Source organism: Vibrio satsumensis (assembly GCF_050337435.1).
Taxonomy (GTDB): Bacteria; Pseudomonadota; Gammaproteobacteria; order Enterobacterales; family Vibrionaceae; genus Vibrio; species Vibrio satsumensis.
Map to the genome: position 1 here is coordinate 97,054 of NZ_JAKJSX010000004.1, position 17,432 is coordinate 114,485.

Genomic DNA, 17,432 nt, shown 5'->3' on the forward strand with positions numbered 1-17,432 from the left:
GCAGATGTTTACTTAAATCGATGTTGCGTAAAATCACGCGCATAAAAAAGCCCAGTCAAAATTGACTGGGCTGGCTTAAAAGAATCTGTTTTATATCATTCCCTAATAACCCGCAGTGGACGGTTTGATTCTATATAGAATAGCGAACATCACTGGTACTACTATTAGCGTTAGTACTGTAGCAAAGCCTAAGCCTGCCATGATGGTAATCGCCATCGAGCCGAAAAATGCATCGAATACCAAGGGAATCATACCCAAGATAGTCGTCAATGCTGCCATAGATACCGGTCGTACACGACTAATCGCACTGTCGACAACCGCTAAGTATGGGTCTTTACCTGTTGAGAGTTCAGTGTTGATCTGGTCAAGCAGTACGATACCGTTTTTCAAGATCATGCCGCTTAAGCTCAGTAGACCTAGGAATGCCGTGAAGCTGAATGGCATATTAGTCCCTAGCAGACCAATCGAAACACCAATGATAGAAAGTGGTACCGTAAACCAAATCACAAGTGGCTTACGAAGCGAATTAAATAGAAGCATAGTGATGATAAACATCAGCAAGTAACCCATTGGTAATGAACCAAATAGAGATTCTTGTGCATCTTTTGAGCTTTCGTATTCACCACCCCAACTGATGCTGTAGCCTTCTGGCAGGTCTAATGCTTCTACCTTTGGTTTAACACGAGCAAATAAGCTAGCCGGCGTTTCTTCACCAAGTACGTCGTGGTCAGCCAGTACTGTTAGTGTACGCTTTCTATCGCGACGTTGAATCAGTGGTTCGGACCATTGAAGCTCTACACCATCAATCACTTGCTCAACTGGAATGTAAGTTTGTAGCGATGGGCTCCAAATCTTCACATTGTTCAGTGATTCAAAGTCAAAACGCTCTTCTTCTGGTAAACGCGCAACGATAGGTAACATATGAGTACCATCACGCAGTAAACCGATGTTGTAACCGCCGAATGCCATTTGTAACGTCTCAGACAGATCAGTTTTTGAAATGCCAAGGCGACGAGCCTTTGATTCGTTAAACAGTGGCACTAGCTCTTTAGTGCGTTCACGCCAATCGTGACGAACATTTCGTGAGCCTGGATCGGCAAGCAAGATGTCTTCGACTTCAACGGCAATGCTACGCAATACTTGAGGATCAGCACCGATAATACGCGCTTCAATCTTTGAAGCTGGTGACGGGCCGAATTCAATCAGTTTGAACTGGAACGTTGGTTGCTCAAATTCATTCGCTAAGTTTTTGTCTAACTCCGCTAGAACCTTAAACATGGTGTCACGGTCAGTGGTTCTTACCTGTAACTGGCTGTACGCTTCGTAGCTTTTTTCTGGTTGGTATGTCAGAGCGAAACGTTGCATGCCCTGCCCAACCGTTGTGGTTACAAACTCTACGTCGTCTTCTTGACGAATGTAGCTCTCAACCTTTTCAGTCTGCTTGATCGTTTCACGTACATCCGTACCTTCTGGCATCCACATGTCTACGTAGAACATCGGCGTATTTGATGGTGGGAAGAACTGCTGCTTCACCTTACCAAAACCAACCACAGACACCGCTAGCAAAGCGATCATGCTGACGACAGTTAACCATCTAAAACGCAATGCAAATTTCAGAGATGCACCGAATATAACGAACAGAATACCTTTGTATGGGTCTTCGTTCTGATCGACTTTGTCTTCTTCTTGAAGCAACATTTCAGCAAGGAATGGCGTTAGTGTTAGCGCCGTTACCCAACTCAAGAATAACGAGAAACACAGTACCCAGAACAATGAGCCCATGAACTCGCCCGTTGCATCTTTCGATAATCCGATAGGTGCAAAAGCGGTAATAGCAATAATGGTCGCGCCCAATAGTGGCCATTGCGTTTGTGTCACGATGTCTTTTGCCGCTTGAAGCTTGGTCTTACCTTTCTTCAAGCCAACCAATATACCTTCAACGACAACAATCGCGTTATCCACCAGCATACCGAGCGCGATGATCAAAGCACCCAGTGAGATACGGTGCAGTTCGACATTGTTGTAGTCCATCAATATGAAGGTACCAAATACCGTCAATAGAAGAACCAAACCGATAATCAAACCACTGCGTAAGCCCATTGCGAACAGCAATACAATGATAACGATAGCTACCGCTTCTACTAGGCTGATTAAGAAGTCAGCGACTGACTTATCTACTTCTTGCGCTTGGTTGTAGAAGTAGTTCAGCTCTACACCGGCAGGTTTAATGCTTTCTAATCGGTCTAGTTCCGCATCTAGCGCATTACCAATCTCTACTACGTTTACGCCTGAAGAAAACGCAATACCTAAGTTAATTGCTGGTTTGCCGTTGTACGTTAATACATTGCCTGGCTTTTCTTGAATACCGCGAGTCACTTCAGCGACATCTTTCAAACGAATCAGGTTGCCAGTGTCACGACCATGAATGATTAGATTTTCTAGCTCTTCAACCGTGCTCAATGTGCCGTTAGGCTTGATCGTTAGGCTTTGACCATTCAGCATCACCTCGCCTGCCGATACCACACTGTTTTGTTGTGCTAACAGTGACGTAACCGTCGACATATCTAGGTTCAATGCGGCTAAACGTTCCAGTGACATCTCAACAAACAGTTGCTCTTGTTGGTCGCCTGCGATACTTACCTTGCCTACGCCTTCAACCAGTTCGATTTCACGTGTGAGGTAATCAGCATACTGTTTTAACTCAACGTAATCGTAGCCATCACCGGTCAGCATGATCATCACACCAAATACGTCACCAAAATCATCAATGATCTGAACGGAATTAACACCACTTGGTAGCGTTGGCTGTAGATCGTTGATCTTACGACGCATTTCATCCCAGATTTGTGGTAGCTCGTCTGGACCGTAATCCATCTTCATGCTGACCATAATTTGAGACATACCATTCGATGATGTCGAAGTGATCTTGTCGATATAAGGAAGCTGTCTTATCTCTTTTTCAAGCGGATAAGTTAGCTCTTCTTCAACTTCCATAGACGTAGCGCCAGGGTAAGTTGAAATAATCATTGCATCTTTAATGGTAAAAGCTGGGTCTTCTAAACGGGATAGATTACCAAAAGACGTCACACCGCCAATGGCCAAAATGACTAGAAACAGCCAGCTGATTACTTTGTTCTTTATTGAATATTCTGCGATGTTCATTCTGCTTTTCCTGACAATTGCATTCCGTCACGGAGTTTTCTTAGATTCGAATTTACGAGTAACTCACCTTGTTCGACGCCATGCGCGATAAGTGCGCCTTGGCCACTGATCTTGTCGACTTCCACTTCACTTTTGAATGCTTGGCCGTCTTCCATCTTCCACACGTAAAATTGGTTCGCTTCAGCGCCTGCTTGTAGCGTCGTCATCGGCAACTGGTAACCTTGAACATCACTCAAGCCCGCTTTTGCCATATCGACATTTACCGTAACGCTGGTACCCGGTAAAATTTCACTTTCAGGTTGTTGCATCTGCATCCAAAACTCGTAGGTGCGAGATTGCGGGTGCAGTTCACTAGTGTGCTCTAGATACGTTAGAGGGTATTTTCCAGAGTGGCCGCCAAAGGTTGCGTCAGGTCGATAGCTATTCGAACGCATATCTGGGCTGATAGACGCTAAGATCGAATCTGATACTTGAATTCGCACATACACCTTGTCGTTCTGGTACACACTGAGTAACGTTTCGCCCGGAATGGTGTTTTCGAAACGTTGCTTATCGACGGTTGAAACCGTGCCAGAAAATGGTGCTAAAAGCTCTGTGTAACTCAGCTTACGCTTTGCCGCAGCCAAATTAGCCGATGCCAGTTTATAGTTAGCGGTCAGTTGATCGTGTTCCGATTGCGACAACATCTTGCTGTCAAACATCTCAGAACCACGCGCCAGTTGCTTACTCGCTAATTTGAATTGAGATTTAGCGTCTGTCAGATCTTGCAGGTATGTCGCGTTGTCTAAGGTCGCCAGTAGCTGGCCTTTTTCTACGTTGTCACCAGCTTCAACCAATACTTGTTGAATCTCACCAGCAAGCTTAAATGCCAATGGTGTGAGTTCTGCAGGCATCACCTGTCCATTAAAGCTTCTGAATTGGTCAGTCAGTGGCGCACCCACTTCAAAGGTTGAAACCAAAAGTGAAGGTTGCTCACGGTGGTCGGTTTCATTGTTACAGGCTTGAAGCAATAACGCAGATACAACCACAACTGATAATTTGGAAAGGTTCATTAAATACCGCCCTCACGTAACCAAGCTTTTACTTGTTGCCCATCAGATAACACATCGACACCCGCTTCTACGATTAAGTCGCCAGAAGACAAGCCTTCAATAACCTTGCCTTGACCATCAAGGGTGACTTGTACTTTAGAAATCAATTGAGACTCTGGGTTGTAGCGCCACAGTTCACCGTGATCTGCTTCTTTGCTTAGCCAAGCTGAATCAACAATGCCAATACCGTAGTCCAACTTATTTTTCTGAACTTCAACTTGTGCCGTCATACCAGAAAGCAGATTAATACCTTCAGGTTTCTCGATAGACACAACCGCTTGGTAGCTGTTCGTGTCTTCGTCTGGTTGCGTTGAGATCTCTTTAAAACGCGTTGGGATACGAATGCCGCGGTGGCTATCCATCACAACCCACATGTATGAGCTAGTTAGGTCTTGGATAGAACGGTCTTCAAGCTTTGATACAGGGATAGAGAAAGTCACATCCATCTCGCTGTGATTCAAAATATTAAGTACAGGCTGTTTTTCAGCGATTAACTGATATTGCTTACCAAACACCATCGATACCACGCCATCGAATGGAGCAACTAATGTGGTGTAACCAAGGTTTGTTTGTGCTTGGTCCAACTCAACTTCAGCGGCAGTAAAGGTGTTTACGGCTTGGTCGTAGTAATCCGTGCTTACAAGCTTCTTCGAGTACAGCTCAGACGCTTGCTTGTATTGGCTGTTCGCCAGATCAAATTTTGCTTGGGCTGCATCAACCGCAATACGATAGTCCGTTGCATCTAGCACAGCGAGTACTTGGCCTTTCTTCACCTCTTGTCCCATACGAACAGAGAACGTTTCAATATCTCCACCCACTTGGAATGAAAGTGCGGCACGGTCGGTCGCATCCACTTTTGCGATAAAGCTATCAAGCTCGATATCCGTCTGCTGAGGGATCTCAAACAGCTTGACTGGCTTAACAACTTGAACCGTTTCTTCTGACTGAACCTTATTACATCCGGTCAAAGAGCTTGCGAGTAATAGTGCAGCAAACGCCAGTCCTATCTGCTTACCCGCCTTGGCTTGAATAGACAACTTGGATTGCATGATGCTTCTCCATCTAATTATTATGATTTATTACACAGATGGGCAGTATATTTAATATTTAATAATTCTCAAGCTTTACTTTCCACCTGTGCAGTATTTTTTATTTCAGTAAAAACAGTGTAGAATGTGGTAATCAGGTAAATGTGTGAAATGAAGATGACAGAAAAGAAACAAGGTAGAAGAAGCGCAAAAGACGCTGAAGAGACTCGATTTTTGATCATGAGTGTTGCTGCGGAAATGTTCTGTGAGCATGGTTATGATAGCGTTTCACTGCGAAACATCAGTGAAAAAGCCGGCGTCTCGCATAGCCTTATTCGCCATCACTTTGGTAGCAAAGAAAAGATCTGGCACTCCATAAGCGATTGTTTACACGAATATTTTCAGTCTTACATTGCTAAAATTATGGAAGAGTTACCAAAAGGTGTTGCGCCGAGTATTACTATTTATCTATTTAGCATGCGCCTCTTTAGCAACATGATTCATTCACGTAAGCCAATGCAACTTATCACTGACTCTGTGCGCCAAAAAGACAACTTGGTCGATTACTTTATCGACAATGTTGGTGATGTCGAAAAAGAAATCAATATGTTGGCAGAAGAATATAATGATGCGAACCCAGATAACTTGATCAACATTTATGAAATTAAATGGCAAATGATTATGTATGCACACGGAGCGGTATGCCTAACCCCTTTCATGGAAAGCACATGGAATGAAGGTGACATGCAATCGACACCGGAAGAAGCGTTGTTAAAACATTGGCAACTGTTCAACAAGCAAATGATCAATACGTTCAATATCAGTGATGAATGGGTATTGAATCCAAGTTCGATTGAAGAGCTAGTTTATGAAGTACCTTGCGTGTGGAAATGCGAACACGAGCAAAGTAAACACTAAAGACGCTGCTTCAAATTCAATGCTTAATACGAAAATGCCCCATTACTGAATGACAGTAATGGGGCATTTTTATATTGGATTAGATTGATGCCTTCACGTCAATAAAGCGATAAGCATCAACCGCCAAAAGAATTAGCGACGTGCTTTCGCTTTACCACGGTTTTGATGAATCTTAAGCTTTGCTTTCATCTTACGTTTTTCCGATGAACGACTCTTGCTACGGCCACTGCGATCAGGTGCAAGGTCTTTTTCAAGGCTTGGTTCAAAGCCATCTAACCACTCTTGAGGCAAGCGTGTATCCAGTAGTCGCTCAATGTCACCCAATAGGTAGGCTTCGTCTTGGCTCATCAATGAAATTGCCAAACCGCTGTTACCGGCACGACCTGTACGACCAATACGGTGAACGTAGTCTTCTGCTTTAAATGGCATATCGTAGTTCACAACTTGTTCTAGTTGCTGAATATCGATACCACGCGCTGCTACATCCGTTGCAATCAACGCTCGCACTTTGCCCGATTTGAAATCATCCAATGCTTTTTGGCGCGCACCTTGGCTCTTATCGCCATTGATTGATGCCGCTTTAATGCCGTCTAGTTTAAGCTCTTTTACTAGCGCATCGGTACCCTGCTTAGTTTTAGTGAATACCAGCACTTGTTGCCAGTTCTTTGAACCGATCAAGTAAGCCAGAAGTTCACTCTTACGCGATTTATCAACCGGATAAACCATCTGTGTTACGGTTTCAGCGGTGCTGTTTTTTGGCGTAACTTGAATTTCACTTGGCTTCTGCATCATACGATGTGCAATCGCTTTGATTTTGTTATCAAACGTTGCAGAGAAGAACAGCGTTTGACGCACTTCATTCATACGAGAAAGGATACGTTTGATGTCAGGCATGAACCCCATATCCAACATACGGTCTGCTTCGTCTAGCACCAGTACTTCTGTATGGCTCAACATGATGTTCCTAGTGAACATGTGATCGATAAGACGACCAGGTGTAGCAACAAGAATATCTGCACCCCCGCGTAGGTTATCCGTTTGAACCTTCATGCTAACGCCGCCGTACGCTACAACCACTTTAATTTCAGTGCCCTTCGCGTAGCTAGTGAGGTTGTCAAACACCTGCTGTGCGAGTTCACGTGTTGGTACTAGCACAAGCGCGCGAACGAGCTTAGGGTTCGGAATAACGTTGTCTTTTGTTTCGATTAATCTTTGGATAATCGGTAAACCAAACGCAGCCGTTTTACCCGTACCCGTTTGAGCACCAGCCAGTACGTCTTTGCCTTCTAATACCAATGGAATCGCTTGTTCTTGAACACTGGTTGGAGCCGTAAAGTTAAGCTCTGATAGCGTAGCAAGAAGGTGCTCAGACAATCCTAGTTGGTTAAAAGATTTAGTAGATTCAGACATAGTATGATGCTCAAAGATTAAATAGGCGCGGATTGTAGCAAACCTGCATTACGCTGTTTACCTTTCCTTTTGATTTTTCTTCATTTGAAGCGCATTAAACTGCTTTGCTTCTTCTAAAACGTTGGGATAAAGCTCAACAAAGTGACACTGCAACGTATTATAGTGACGCTCGAGGTCATCGTAACATACTTCGAGCATACCGAGCTTAGGCCTTCTCAGTGCCATTCTTTGCAATACCACCTCTATAGATGACATGTCCTGATAGCTTTCCAACCAACGTTGTTCTGCCATTTTTTGATGCATCGTAATGAAATTCTCAGGCCAGTGCAGCTCTTGATGTTCAAAGATCTGTTGATGGCTATCTAAACAAAAACGCTCTAATGTCTGCTGCGAGAACTGAGCCCAATGATTGGCTAAGCAGTGATCCCAAAATACATCGAGTGCGATAGGCGCAAAGCGTCGTGTTTGGTCTGAGAACAGCGATTTAGCAGAACGAGATACATCATGACGATCAGTATAGCTATCAACAAATCGATGAAGCCTAATGCCGTCAGAAAGTGAATCCGAATACTGTTTATTGGGGTCGCCTTTAACAAAATCACCCAACAGGTTACCTGCTAAGTTGCTGTTACAGTGCTTGGCGATGTGAAGGTGTGCGAGAAAGTTCATTGAACCTCATTAAAGTATCGAGAACTAAGTAACATGGTAAACGTACTCGTTTATCTTCGCGAACTTTAATGAGGATAGTTTTGTTATGACGTGTGAGCGAATGAGATTTGCTCAGTTTAAGAATTGTTTAATTTGAGAACGTTGAACTACAGAAACCTTTAGTTCAGGTAACGCCTAGTTTGAAGACTTAAAAAGTTCTTCTGCTAATTGTTTAACCGTCTGTTCATAGTCAGATAAATCGATGCCAATTTCCATAGCATCTAACAACTCAAGACTTTCGTCATTGTAAGATTGGTCACTCATAGTGCCCCCTCTATTCCTTAGTGTGGACATGATGTCCGATTAACTAGTGCACCATCTTGGACTTATATTATGTCACTTTGATGAAAGCACTCTACTCTACCCATTCCATATTCATAGCTTGAAGCTACTCGCGATCATTAGCGCTTTTTACGCTAAAGGGGTATACGCGAACGACATATGTACTGCCACCTTACACCAAGTACAACAAATTACTCTACAAATTTTGAAGCCGATCATGGTCAAACGTTTGCTTTGGTCAGTTCAATGCTGTCAAACCCCTCGATGTAAGAATAAATTTACAGTGGATATTTTTAATTACATTAGGCATTGCATTTGGAATTAAACTCAATCAGAATACTTCAAAATCGAGATATTCTTTGGGTTTATGCGCTTAAGCTAGAAGAATTACAATCAAAACACACCCTAACGTAAAGAATTATATACAATGAATAAATCAAAGGTTTTTGGTAGTACTTTGATCATTGCAGGCACAACCATCGGTGCTGGCATGCTCGCCCTTCCACTTGCTTCTGCAGGTATTGGCTTTTCAACTTCACTTTTCTTGATGCTTGGTTTATGGGCATTAATGGCCTTTACGGCTCTATTAATGGTAGAGCTTCACCAATTTGCAGAATCTGACGCAACCCTACACACTTTAGCTCACACCATTTTAGGAACAAAAGGTAAATGGATTGCGAGCTTCGCTGTTATGTTCCTATTTTACGCGCTATGCGCTGCATACATCGCGGGCGGTGGTGCGCAGTTTAACCAACGTATTTCGGATATCGCGGGTATCGAACTCAATGGTCAAATCACCACACTACTATTTACCCTATTAGTTGCCGGCGTTGTTACGATTGGTACTCACAGTGTTGATAAAGTTAACCGTGTTTTATTCGGACTCAAACTGATTGCAATGGTACTAGTACTCAGCTTCCTAGCACCAAACATTACATCTCAGTACCTATTAAGCATGCCTTTACAGCAAGGTTTGATTGTTGCAGCGATTCCTGTTGTATTTACTTCTTTTGGCTTCCACGGCAGTATCCCATCTATTGTTCGATACCTAGACGGCGATGTTCGTTCTTTACGTAAGGTTATGATTGCAGGCTCTGCCCTACCATTAGTTATCTACGTTTTCTGGCAGAGTGTTACTTTGGGTGTGGTTAGCCAAGAACAATTGTTGTCCGATACAAGCTTGGGGGCACTTTTAGTATCACTATCGCAAACCGTTCATCAATCAAACTTAAGCGTCATCGTCGGTGTATTCGCGGATCTTGCACTGCTGACTTCTTTTATTGGCGTGAGCTTGGGCTTATTTGAATTCATGGGCGATTCGTTAAGCAAGAAACTAGGCAGTGCTAAACGTGTTAAAACGGCCGCTATCACTTTCTTACCGCCATTAGGTTTTGCCCTGTTCTACCCACAAGGTTTCATAATGGCATTAGGCTATGCAGCCATTGCACTTTCAGTACTCGCGATTCTTTTGCCGACAGTCATGGTATACAAGGTCCGTTACACTGACTTCTCAGTTAAACCTCAAGCTCCAGAAGCGACGTACCAAGTGTTAGGTGGAAGCAAAGCGCTGTTTTTAGCAGGTAGCGTTGGCGTGTTTATCATTGCGGTTCAAGTCCTTATTTCAGTAGGGCTATTGCCTTCTCTAGGTTAACAAATCCATACCGCACAAAAATACTTGATTGAGATCTCATAAACGATATGTTGTTATCATTAATTTTCACAATTAGTCGATTGATATCACATTTTTATTAGGGTCGGTTATTTAGAGTCCACGGTAAAGGATTTACCGTGGAGTTTTTATGAAAGAAGTACAATTTCGAACGATAGACAAACTGTTTATTAAAATGTCTATTAACGACAAGTTTTGGGTCATTTTCTTAATCTTTGTCGCCGCAGTGGCAAGTCTTGCTGGCCTCAACTACGTCAACACAATTAAACAAATCGATACTAGTGCTAAACAGCAGGTTGAACATCAACTGCAAGGCATTTTATTAGCGTCAGACTCCCCCGGTTCTCTTCGCTCTGTTAGTCAACAAAGCAGCCCTCAAAAAACCTCTCTTTCAAACAATGGTTCGGTGACTGCAACAGCACTTGCACAGGATGGTAACTACTACTCACTTACCGTTTCAACTAAAGATATACAGAATCAAAAGCAGCAAGCACTTTACTCTTTATTACTCAGTTTTTTATGGTGTGTGCCTTTTGGTCTTTTTTGTTACTGGGTAGCGACTTTCCTAGGCGGCGCACTTTGGGTTCTTTATTCAACGACACAAAAGATTGGTGATGGTGACTTAACATCACGCCTTGGCTTCCACCCTGGCCGAGACGAGTTTGGAACGATTGGTTGTGCTCTTGACCGCTCAATGGACACCCTTAGTGAGTTAGTCAACAACGTAAACCACAGTGCAGCAACCCTAAGTGAAACGTCAGCTTCTTTCGAAACAGAGATGAAGCGCAGTGAGACTCAAATCATGAGCCAGAACGCATCTTTAGATTCTGTTGCTACTGCAATGGATCAGATGACGGCTTCAGCGAATGAAGTATCTAACATTTCTGCACGCTCAACAGAGCAAACTGAACAAGACGCACAGCAGATCAACGATAGCCACGCAAAGGTTCAACAAGCAATTTCAGAGATCACGACTCTTTCTGCTTTAATTGAGCAAACCTCTTCTTCTGTTACGAGCTTGAATGTAAACACAAGCCAAATTAACGAAGTCATCACGACGATCAACGCTATTTCAGAGCAAACTAACTTACTTGCTCTAAATGCCGCGATTGAAGCGGCTCGTGCAGGCGAACAAGGACGTGGTTTCGCTGTCGTTGCTGATGAAGTAAGAACACTGGCAAGTCGCACTCAGTCAGCAACGGTAGAGATCCAAGCGATGATTGAGCGCTTACAACAAGAGAGCCAAAATATCGCGAAGATCACCGAACAAACGGTTGATCAAGCGCAAACCAGTAGCCAGCTGATTTCAGACATTGGTCACGATGTAAACTCTATTGCAGATTCAGCTCAAGCGCTGATGGATATGAGTATTCAAATCGCAACTTCGGCAGACGAGCAAAGCAACGTAGCCAATACCATTGCAGCAGAACTTAACGATATTCGCAGTCAATCTGATGTGATTAAAGAAGTGGCTCAAAACTCCTCAAATGGTGTATCTAGGCTAACAGAGGCATCGGTTTCTCTGTCTCAAACGTTGGCGCGATACCGCACTTAATTAGGATTAACATTCAGCTCAATCTGTTTTGTTTCGTCAAATGGCACCTAAAAACTAAGTATGGCAACATAAAAAGGACTCAAATGAGTCCTTTTTCTTTAACTAATTAGTAAGCCCACAGAGCTAGCTTAATTAGTGAATTGACTCAGTAAGCGGGCAACACCAGCCCTCTCTTATTGGGTTCTTTCACTGATTCTCGAAAGAATAAGCTATAAAGCACAGGCACTACACCGAGTGTCAGAATAGTGCCGACTACCATTCCAAAAATCATCACAATCGACATTGAATACCAAAACTCACCGCCAGAAACCGCTAACGGCACGAGTCCAAGTATGGTGGTTAGCGTGGTCATAACAATAGGTCTAAAGCGACTCGTACAAGCTTCAATAATGGCGCGACGTACACTCATCTCGTTATTACGATTCTGTTCAATGCAATCAATCAGCACAATTCCGTTGTTAATAATGATCCCCGCTAAGCTGAAAATACCGAGCATCGCAGGAAACGTGAAATACGCGCTAGTAATCAATAGGCCCGATACAGCCCCAATCAAAGACAGTGGAATCGTCAGCAGTATAATCAGCGGTCGACGAATAGAATTGAATTGAAGCAGCAACAACAAAATCATCACAGCGAAGCACTGGGGCAAATACCCAAACAAAGCGCCATTAGCTTTACTTGCACCCTTAAGTTCCCCACCTAGCGCTATATAGTAGCCCGGTGGAAGCTCAATCTGAGAAAGCTTAGGTTGAACCAACTTGTTAAGTTCACTCGCTTGTAAGCTTTCATGCTTCACACTAACAGTCACCGTTCTTTGTAAATCAAAACGACGAATGATCGAAGGTTCACTGGTTGCTTTAATGGTGGCAAATTGAATAAGCGGCAAAGCCTCACCATTAGTTGAAGATACGATCTGTTTGGTAAAGAGCTTGTCGATGGTTTTCTCTTTATCTTCTGCACCAACGATAACTGGAATCACATTTTCATTTTCTCTAAAACTGGTGACCTCTTTACCACGCAAGTAGCTGTCTAAACTTGTGGCTATGTCTCGGCTACTCACACCAGCACGAATCGCTCGAGCTTGATCTATATCGAGAATAAGTTTAGGGACGTTATTTTCCCAATCATTCGAGACTCCAACGGCGCCGGGTACTTGTCGCAAGGTTAACTCAATCTGTTTCGCAATATGCTGGATGGTCGATATGTCTTTACCCACCACTTGGTACTCAACCAACCCCAACTCAGTTCCCCCCAACCACATTCGTTTGGCTTGCCCACTCGCTTCTGGCAACTGTTCGACAATAAAACGGTTGGTTTTATTAACCATCGCCAACGCGGCCTTGTAGTCTGTTGTATTAACAACCATAAAAACGCGATTAGGCGCTCTATCGATTGGTGAAAGTGCTAAGAAAAAGCGCGGCCCACCGTCTCCTACATATCGAATAGTACTGGTGACGTTCGGGTTTTGTTCGTTATCCAACAACCAATCTTCAAGTCTCGCGGACACCCTTTCAGACTCTTCAACTTTAGTCCCTGCAGGAAGGTCGACAAACACGAGATACTGATTTCGCTCTGAGCCTGGCATGAACTGTACAGTGACGAACTTGAAGCTATAGATCGAGGCAGCAAAGATACTCAGCACCACGGCCAAAGTGACTAAGCGCATGCTTAAAATAGTACTGATAAAGCGTCGGTAGCCTAGATGAAAACGAGAAAGCGACCGCTGCCTATCGTCATGTGCTATTTGTCTGATTGGTTTCATGAACCAAACACACATAACCGGAGTTGCGAATAAACACAGAAACCACGAAGACAATAACGCTACAGTAATCACTTGTGACAAAGATCGTAGATACTCTCCGGTAACATCTTGGGCCAATAACAAGGGCATAAAGGCCAATATCGTCGTCAATGATGACGTTAACAACGGAACTGCCATGGCTTTCGATGCCGAGACTGCCGCTTCAAAACGGTCGACACCTTCAGCCATTTTACTTTTGATGAACTCTGCGATTACGATTCCATTATCTACCAGCAAACCGAGTGAAATAATGATCGCTGCAATAGACATCCTTTGCAGTTCAACACCCCAAATCGACATCCCAATAACGGTAAGGAGTATGGTTAACGGAACAATACTGCCAATGATCAACCCCATTCTTACACCGAGAAACGCCATCACAACGGCTAGTACGACACCAATGGTTTGCATTAGGTTATTGGTTGCGGAACTCACTGCCTCATCAACTTTTTCTGGTTGAAAAGTCGCGAGCTCTAAATTCATACCTAACGGCAGTTCAGCTTGAGCAGATTCAATAAACTCCAAGACTTCAGCACCAAAAGCATCACTTTGGCTACCTGACGCCATAGACGCAGCAATGATAATCGCGCGCCTGCCATTGAAATAAACGGGTGTATTAAATGGGTTTTCATAACCACGCTCAACGTCGGCCAAGTCTCTCAAGTAAACCGAGTTTCCGGACTCTCGCTCGATCAAATCAAGATCGAGAATCTCATCTATGCTGTTGAAGTTGCCTGTAGGTTCAATCTCGATTTGCAAAGTATCTGTTTCAATTAAACCACCGGGTAACACAACATTACGAGCCTGAAGTGCCGATACGATCTGACGAAACTGAAACTTTTCGTTGGCCAATGCACCACTTCTTGCGTTAACCCAAATTCGCTCTTCATTAACGCCATAGAGTTCAACTTGCGACACCATTTGAACACTACTTAATCGGTCCTGTAATACTTCAGCCGTTTTTCTCAACTCTTGGTCATCGAAAGCATCACCAGTAAGAGCAATCGTAGACGAATAAACACGACCAAACTCATCGTTGACAAAAGGACCTTGTGTACCATCTGGTAAGCTTGATTTCATACTGTCCATACGATTTCGAAGCGTGTCCCAGATAGGCTGTAGATCGAAGTACTTATCATGAACGGTAACGGTAATCTGTGTAACCCCAGTCCGTGACCAGGACTTTATCTCTATTACTTCGGGGATCTGTTTGATTTCTCGTTCTAAGGGCTTAGTGATGAACTTCTCGATACGGTCTGGTGACATACCCGGGAATTGTGCAATAACGACAGCACTACGAATTATAATTTCTGGGTCTTCGTTGCTTGGCGCATTCTTAAAGGTGCTAATGCCTATAACAAAAAGCATTACCAAGAACACTTGCGTAAATCTATGATATTTCAGGGCGAGTTCAGTAATTTTATGCATGATACTTACAAGCCTTCCCACAAAGTGACTTGTTGCCCTTCATAAAGATAAGGAATGCCCGCAGTGACGACATGTTCACCCTCTAAAAGGTTTCCGATCACGACAACTTGAGTATTGACACTGCGATTAATTTCAACATAACGTTTTTCAATCACATGACGTTCTGGATTCACTACAAAGATTGCAGCATTGTTTCTCTCTGAGCTTGAATCGCGATCATTAAAGTTAAATGAATCGATAGGAAGTAAAACAACGCCATGATTTTCAGTACCAATATTGAGCTGAATTTCAGCAGACATGCCGTTTCGCAATTCAACCTTTGGCTCACTCAGCTGTAATGTCACCGAATACGCATTACCTCTTTCAACCACGGCACCAATTTCGGAGACGATGCCGGTTAATAGGCCGTCATTTAGTGCAGGGATTTTGACCTTAGCTTCTTCGCCGAAATAAACCTCAGAGATCAATGACTCCGGTACCAATAAATCAACTTCGTAGACAAAATCGTTAACCAGTTCAATGATCTTCTGCCCAGAATTGACCTTAGTAAATTCATCAACAGATAGCTGAGTGACTTGACCCGAAAATGGCGCGTATAGTTTGGCACGCTCTAAGTTCAGCTCGGCATTCGACAAGTCGGTTTGAGCGAGGTTCTCTTGTTGCTGCTTAGCATCTAAGTCTGCGCGAATTGCGATCAGTTCAGATTCTGATACAAAGCCTTTAATACTCAATTTTGCAGAACGTTGGTACTTATCTTCGGCTTGCAACCTAGCGACTTTTGCCGCTCCTAATGACGCCTTTGCTTTGCGTAACGCAAACACCAGATCATTCGTTTCAAGTCGAGCAAGCACTTGCCCTTTTTCAACACGTTGCCCCTTAGAAACAGTAAGCTCACTGACCGTTCCCCCCACTTGAAAGCTCAAAGGAGACGTTTGTGCACTGCGCACTATGCCGCTAAGCTCACGAGTTTGCGTATGTGATTGAAAGACAGTGGTTATGTATTTGACGCTACGAATGGGCTTAGTTGCGTCAGAATCCGATATAGCAGTTTGTTGCTTACATCCCGTTAGGGCAAAGACAATAAATAACAGAGCAATAGATTTCACGGGATGGTCCAAAGTTACGGTACTCCATACCAGTATATCAAACCGTATAATATTTAACTATTCTATTATCATTACCATGAAGTTTGTCGCAAAGGGGAGATTATGAGGTGTCAGAACTGTCTAATATTCGAGCTTAGGGGTAATCTAATTGAACGGGTCTTTTTCGCTTACCCTCTTGCTGCAGGTGACACATAATGAATAAAACAGAAGCACCAAACACCGACGATATTACATGCCCTTTATGCCAACACGACGAATATCTGCTTTCAGAAAGTGGAGAAAAGTTCACTTGCGCATCTTGTGGTTTCCACACAAAACAATTTAGTAAGGTAATAAGCCTTTCACTAGGCTCTACCCCACCAAAGCTGCAGAATTCGATATACCACCACTTGAGCAGTGCTTGCCATTAATCCAAACCGAAATCTCTTCCAAACTGTAGATATCCTGAACTGCTAGCTCTGTTGAGCCGGCTTCGGGATCTACGACTGCTTCATCAATACTTGGACGTAATCGAAACGATTGAATACCCGCACGAACACCCGCCTCAATTCCTTTCAAAGTATCATCTACATAGATGCACTCATTAGGTAGAAAGCCCATATTCATTGCGGTGTACATAATAAGATCAGGCTCTGGTTTCCAACTATTAGCATCGAAAGCAGAAAACACTTTGCCTTTAAAGTCGTCGAGCATTCCGGTCATTGCTAAAGAAGATTCCACTCGAGATTTCGGTGCATTAGAAGCGATACAAAACTCAATGTCTTGTCTCTTTAGAAATTCAATAAGCTCAATAGCTCCATCCATCGGCTTTAAATGACGTTGGAACAGTGCTTCTAATTCAGTGCGATAAAGTGGTTCAAGTGTATCAATCGAGATAGATAACCCTAAACGTTCTTGTGTATCCATCAAGATGTCAGCCAATTTTCCACCTTGAAAGTGGGCATAGCAATCAATAACGTTTAACTTCGCCCCAAAGCCAGAGAATACATTCACCAAGGCTTGGCAACATAGCTTTTCGCTATCGATGAGTGTCCCGTCACAATCGAAAATTACACATTTAGTCTGTTCTAACCGCATAGCTCTCTCACTCGCATTGAATTCAATGCCTTATCCTATAGGGTTATGTGAAGTGTCGAGATGATTAAGGTAACACTTTACCGACACAAGCTTATTTCACTTCGCGAAATATGCAGTTGATCACTTTATGACTCAGCATAAGCAACAGTTTTCACCAAATTGACAAGGTTTCTACAAAGTCAAGCCTTGATAGGTAT

At 43.4% G+C, this 17,432-nt stretch carries 12 protein-coding genes; 3 read left to right on the forward strand and 9 right to left on the reverse strand.

Annotation, left to right across the window (positions count from 1 at the left end; all coding sequences use genetic code 11):
• Positions 1-102: 102 nt before the first annotated feature.
• The 3 genes from L4C44_RS03565 to L4C44_RS03575 are packed head-to-tail and all read right to left on the reverse strand — an operon-like array spanning position 103 to position 5,302.
• Positions 103-3,162 carry an efflux RND transporter permease subunit gene (locus L4C44_RS03565; protein WP_428804380.1) on the reverse strand — a complete coding sequence of 1,020 codons (3,060 nt, stop codon included), beginning with the start codon at positions 3,160-3,162 and terminating at the stop codon, positions 103-105.
• Positions 3,159-4,214 (reverse strand): efflux RND transporter periplasmic adaptor subunit, encoded by a 1,056-nt coding sequence (locus tag L4C44_RS03570; RefSeq protein WP_285954512.1) that lies wholly within the window; start codon positions 4,212-4,214, stop codon positions 3,159-3,161. Before L4C44_RS03570 ends, L4C44_RS03565 begins: the two co-directional genes overlap by 4 nt.
• A complete protein-coding gene (locus L4C44_RS03575; protein ID WP_327784318.1) occupies positions 4,214-5,302 on the reverse strand; it encodes an efflux RND transporter periplasmic adaptor subunit in 1,089 nt (362 codons plus the stop codon). Before L4C44_RS03575 ends, L4C44_RS03570 begins: the two co-directional genes overlap by 1 nt.
• A 150-nt stretch (positions 5,303-5,452) precedes the next feature.
• Between L4C44_RS03575 and L4C44_RS03580 the strand changes: the two genes are divergently transcribed.
• Positions 5,453-6,199 (forward strand): TetR/AcrR family transcriptional regulator, encoded by a 747-nt coding sequence (locus L4C44_RS03580; protein WP_146491614.1) that lies wholly within the window; start codon positions 5,453-5,455, stop codon positions 6,197-6,199.
• A gap of 132 nt (positions 6,200-6,331) precedes the next feature.
• On the opposite strand, the gene L4C44_RS03585 is transcribed toward L4C44_RS03580, so the two are convergent.
• The 3 genes from L4C44_RS03585 to L4C44_RS03595 form a co-directional block, all read right to left on the reverse strand.
• The gene (locus L4C44_RS03585; protein WP_146491615.1) at positions 6,332-7,609 is read right to left on the reverse strand and encodes a DEAD/DEAH box helicase; all 1,278 of its coding nucleotides are present in this window, start codon (positions 7,607-7,609) and stop codon (positions 6,332-6,334) included.
• 57 nt (positions 7,610-7,666) lie between these two features.
• Positions 7,667-8,278 (reverse strand): acyl carrier protein phosphodiesterase, encoded by a 612-nt coding sequence (locus L4C44_RS03590; RefSeq protein WP_327784319.1) that lies wholly within the window; start codon positions 8,276-8,278, stop codon positions 7,667-7,669.
• Positions 8,279-8,452: 174 nt separating this feature from the next.
• On the reverse strand, positions 8,453-8,581 hold the full coding sequence (locus L4C44_RS03595; RefSeq protein ID WP_017059831.1) for a hypothetical protein: 129 nt from the start codon (positions 8,579-8,581) through the stop codon (positions 8,453-8,455).
• 445 nt (positions 8,582-9,026) lie between these two features.
• Here L4C44_RS03595 and L4C44_RS03600 point away from each other — a divergent pair, with 445 nt between their 5' ends.
• A complete protein-coding gene (locus L4C44_RS03600; protein ID WP_146491617.1) occupies positions 9,027-10,250 on the forward strand; it encodes an aromatic amino acid transport family protein in 1,224 nt (407 codons plus the stop codon).
• 148 nt (positions 10,251-10,398) lie between these two features.
• Positions 10,399-11,823, forward strand: coding sequence for a methyl-accepting chemotaxis protein (locus tag L4C44_RS03605; protein ID WP_409438355.1), 1,425 nt, complete (start codon positions 10,399-10,401; stop codon positions 11,821-11,823).
• A gap of 145 nt (positions 11,824-11,968) precedes the next feature.
• On the opposite strand, the gene L4C44_RS03610 is transcribed toward L4C44_RS03605, so the two are convergent.
• The 3 genes from L4C44_RS03610 to L4C44_RS03620 form a co-directional block, all read right to left on the reverse strand.
• The gene (locus L4C44_RS03610) at positions 11,969-15,052 is read right to left on the reverse strand and encodes an efflux RND transporter permease subunit (protein ID WP_428804381.1); all 3,084 of its coding nucleotides are present in this window, start codon (positions 15,050-15,052) and stop codon (positions 11,969-11,971) included.
• Between the two features lie 5 nt (positions 15,053-15,057).
• Entirely contained in the window at positions 15,058-16,158 is a 1,101-nt protein-coding gene (locus tag L4C44_RS03615; RefSeq protein ID WP_327784322.1) for an efflux RND transporter periplasmic adaptor subunit, read from the reverse strand.
• 351 nt (positions 16,159-16,509) lie between these two features.
• Positions 16,510-17,235 carry an HAD-IA family hydrolase gene (locus L4C44_RS03620; protein WP_146491622.1) on the reverse strand — a complete coding sequence of 242 codons (726 nt, stop codon included), beginning with the start codon at positions 17,233-17,235 and terminating at the stop codon, positions 16,510-16,512.
• Positions 17,236-17,432: the final 197 nt, after the last annotated feature.

Excerpts from the sequence above, each read along its gene's own strand:
- L4C44_RS03565 (WP_428804380.1), bottom strand. The coding sequence starts at position 3,162 with ATGAACATCGCAGAATATTCAATAAAGAACAAAGTAATCAGCTGGCTG.
- L4C44_RS03570 (WP_285954512.1), bottom strand. The coding sequence starts at position 4,214 with ATGAACCTTTCCAAATTATCAGTTGTGGTTGTATCTGCGTTATTGCTT.
- L4C44_RS03575 (WP_327784318.1), bottom strand. The coding sequence starts at position 5,302 with ATGCAATCCAAGTTGTCTATTCAAGCCAAGGCGGGTAAGCAGATAGGA.
- L4C44_RS03580 (WP_146491614.1), top strand. The coding sequence starts at position 5,453 with ATGAAGATGACAGAAAAGAAACAAGGTAGAAGAAGCGCAAAAGACGCT.
- L4C44_RS03585 (WP_146491615.1), bottom strand. The coding sequence starts at position 7,609 with ATGTCTGAATCTACTAAATCTTTTAACCAACTAGGATTGTCTGAGCAC.
- L4C44_RS03590 (WP_327784319.1), bottom strand. The coding sequence starts at position 8,278 with ATGAACTTTCTCGCACACCTTCACATCGCCAAGCACTGTAACAGCAAC.
- L4C44_RS03595 (WP_017059831.1), bottom strand. The coding sequence starts at position 8,581 with ATGAGTGACCAATCTTACAATGACGAAAGTCTTGAGTTGTTAGATGCT.
- L4C44_RS03600 (WP_146491617.1), top strand. The coding sequence starts at position 9,027 with ATGAATAAATCAAAGGTTTTTGGTAGTACTTTGATCATTGCAGGCACA.
- L4C44_RS03605 (WP_409438355.1), top strand. The coding sequence starts at position 10,399 with ATGAAAGAAGTACAATTTCGAACGATAGACAAACTGTTTATTAAAATG.
- L4C44_RS03610 (WP_428804381.1), bottom strand. The coding sequence starts at position 15,052 with ATGCATAAAATTACTGAACTCGCCCTGAAATATCATAGATTTACGCAA.
- L4C44_RS03620 (WP_146491622.1), bottom strand. The coding sequence starts at position 17,235 with ATGCGGTTAGAACAGACTAAATGTGTAATTTTCGATTGTGACGGGACA.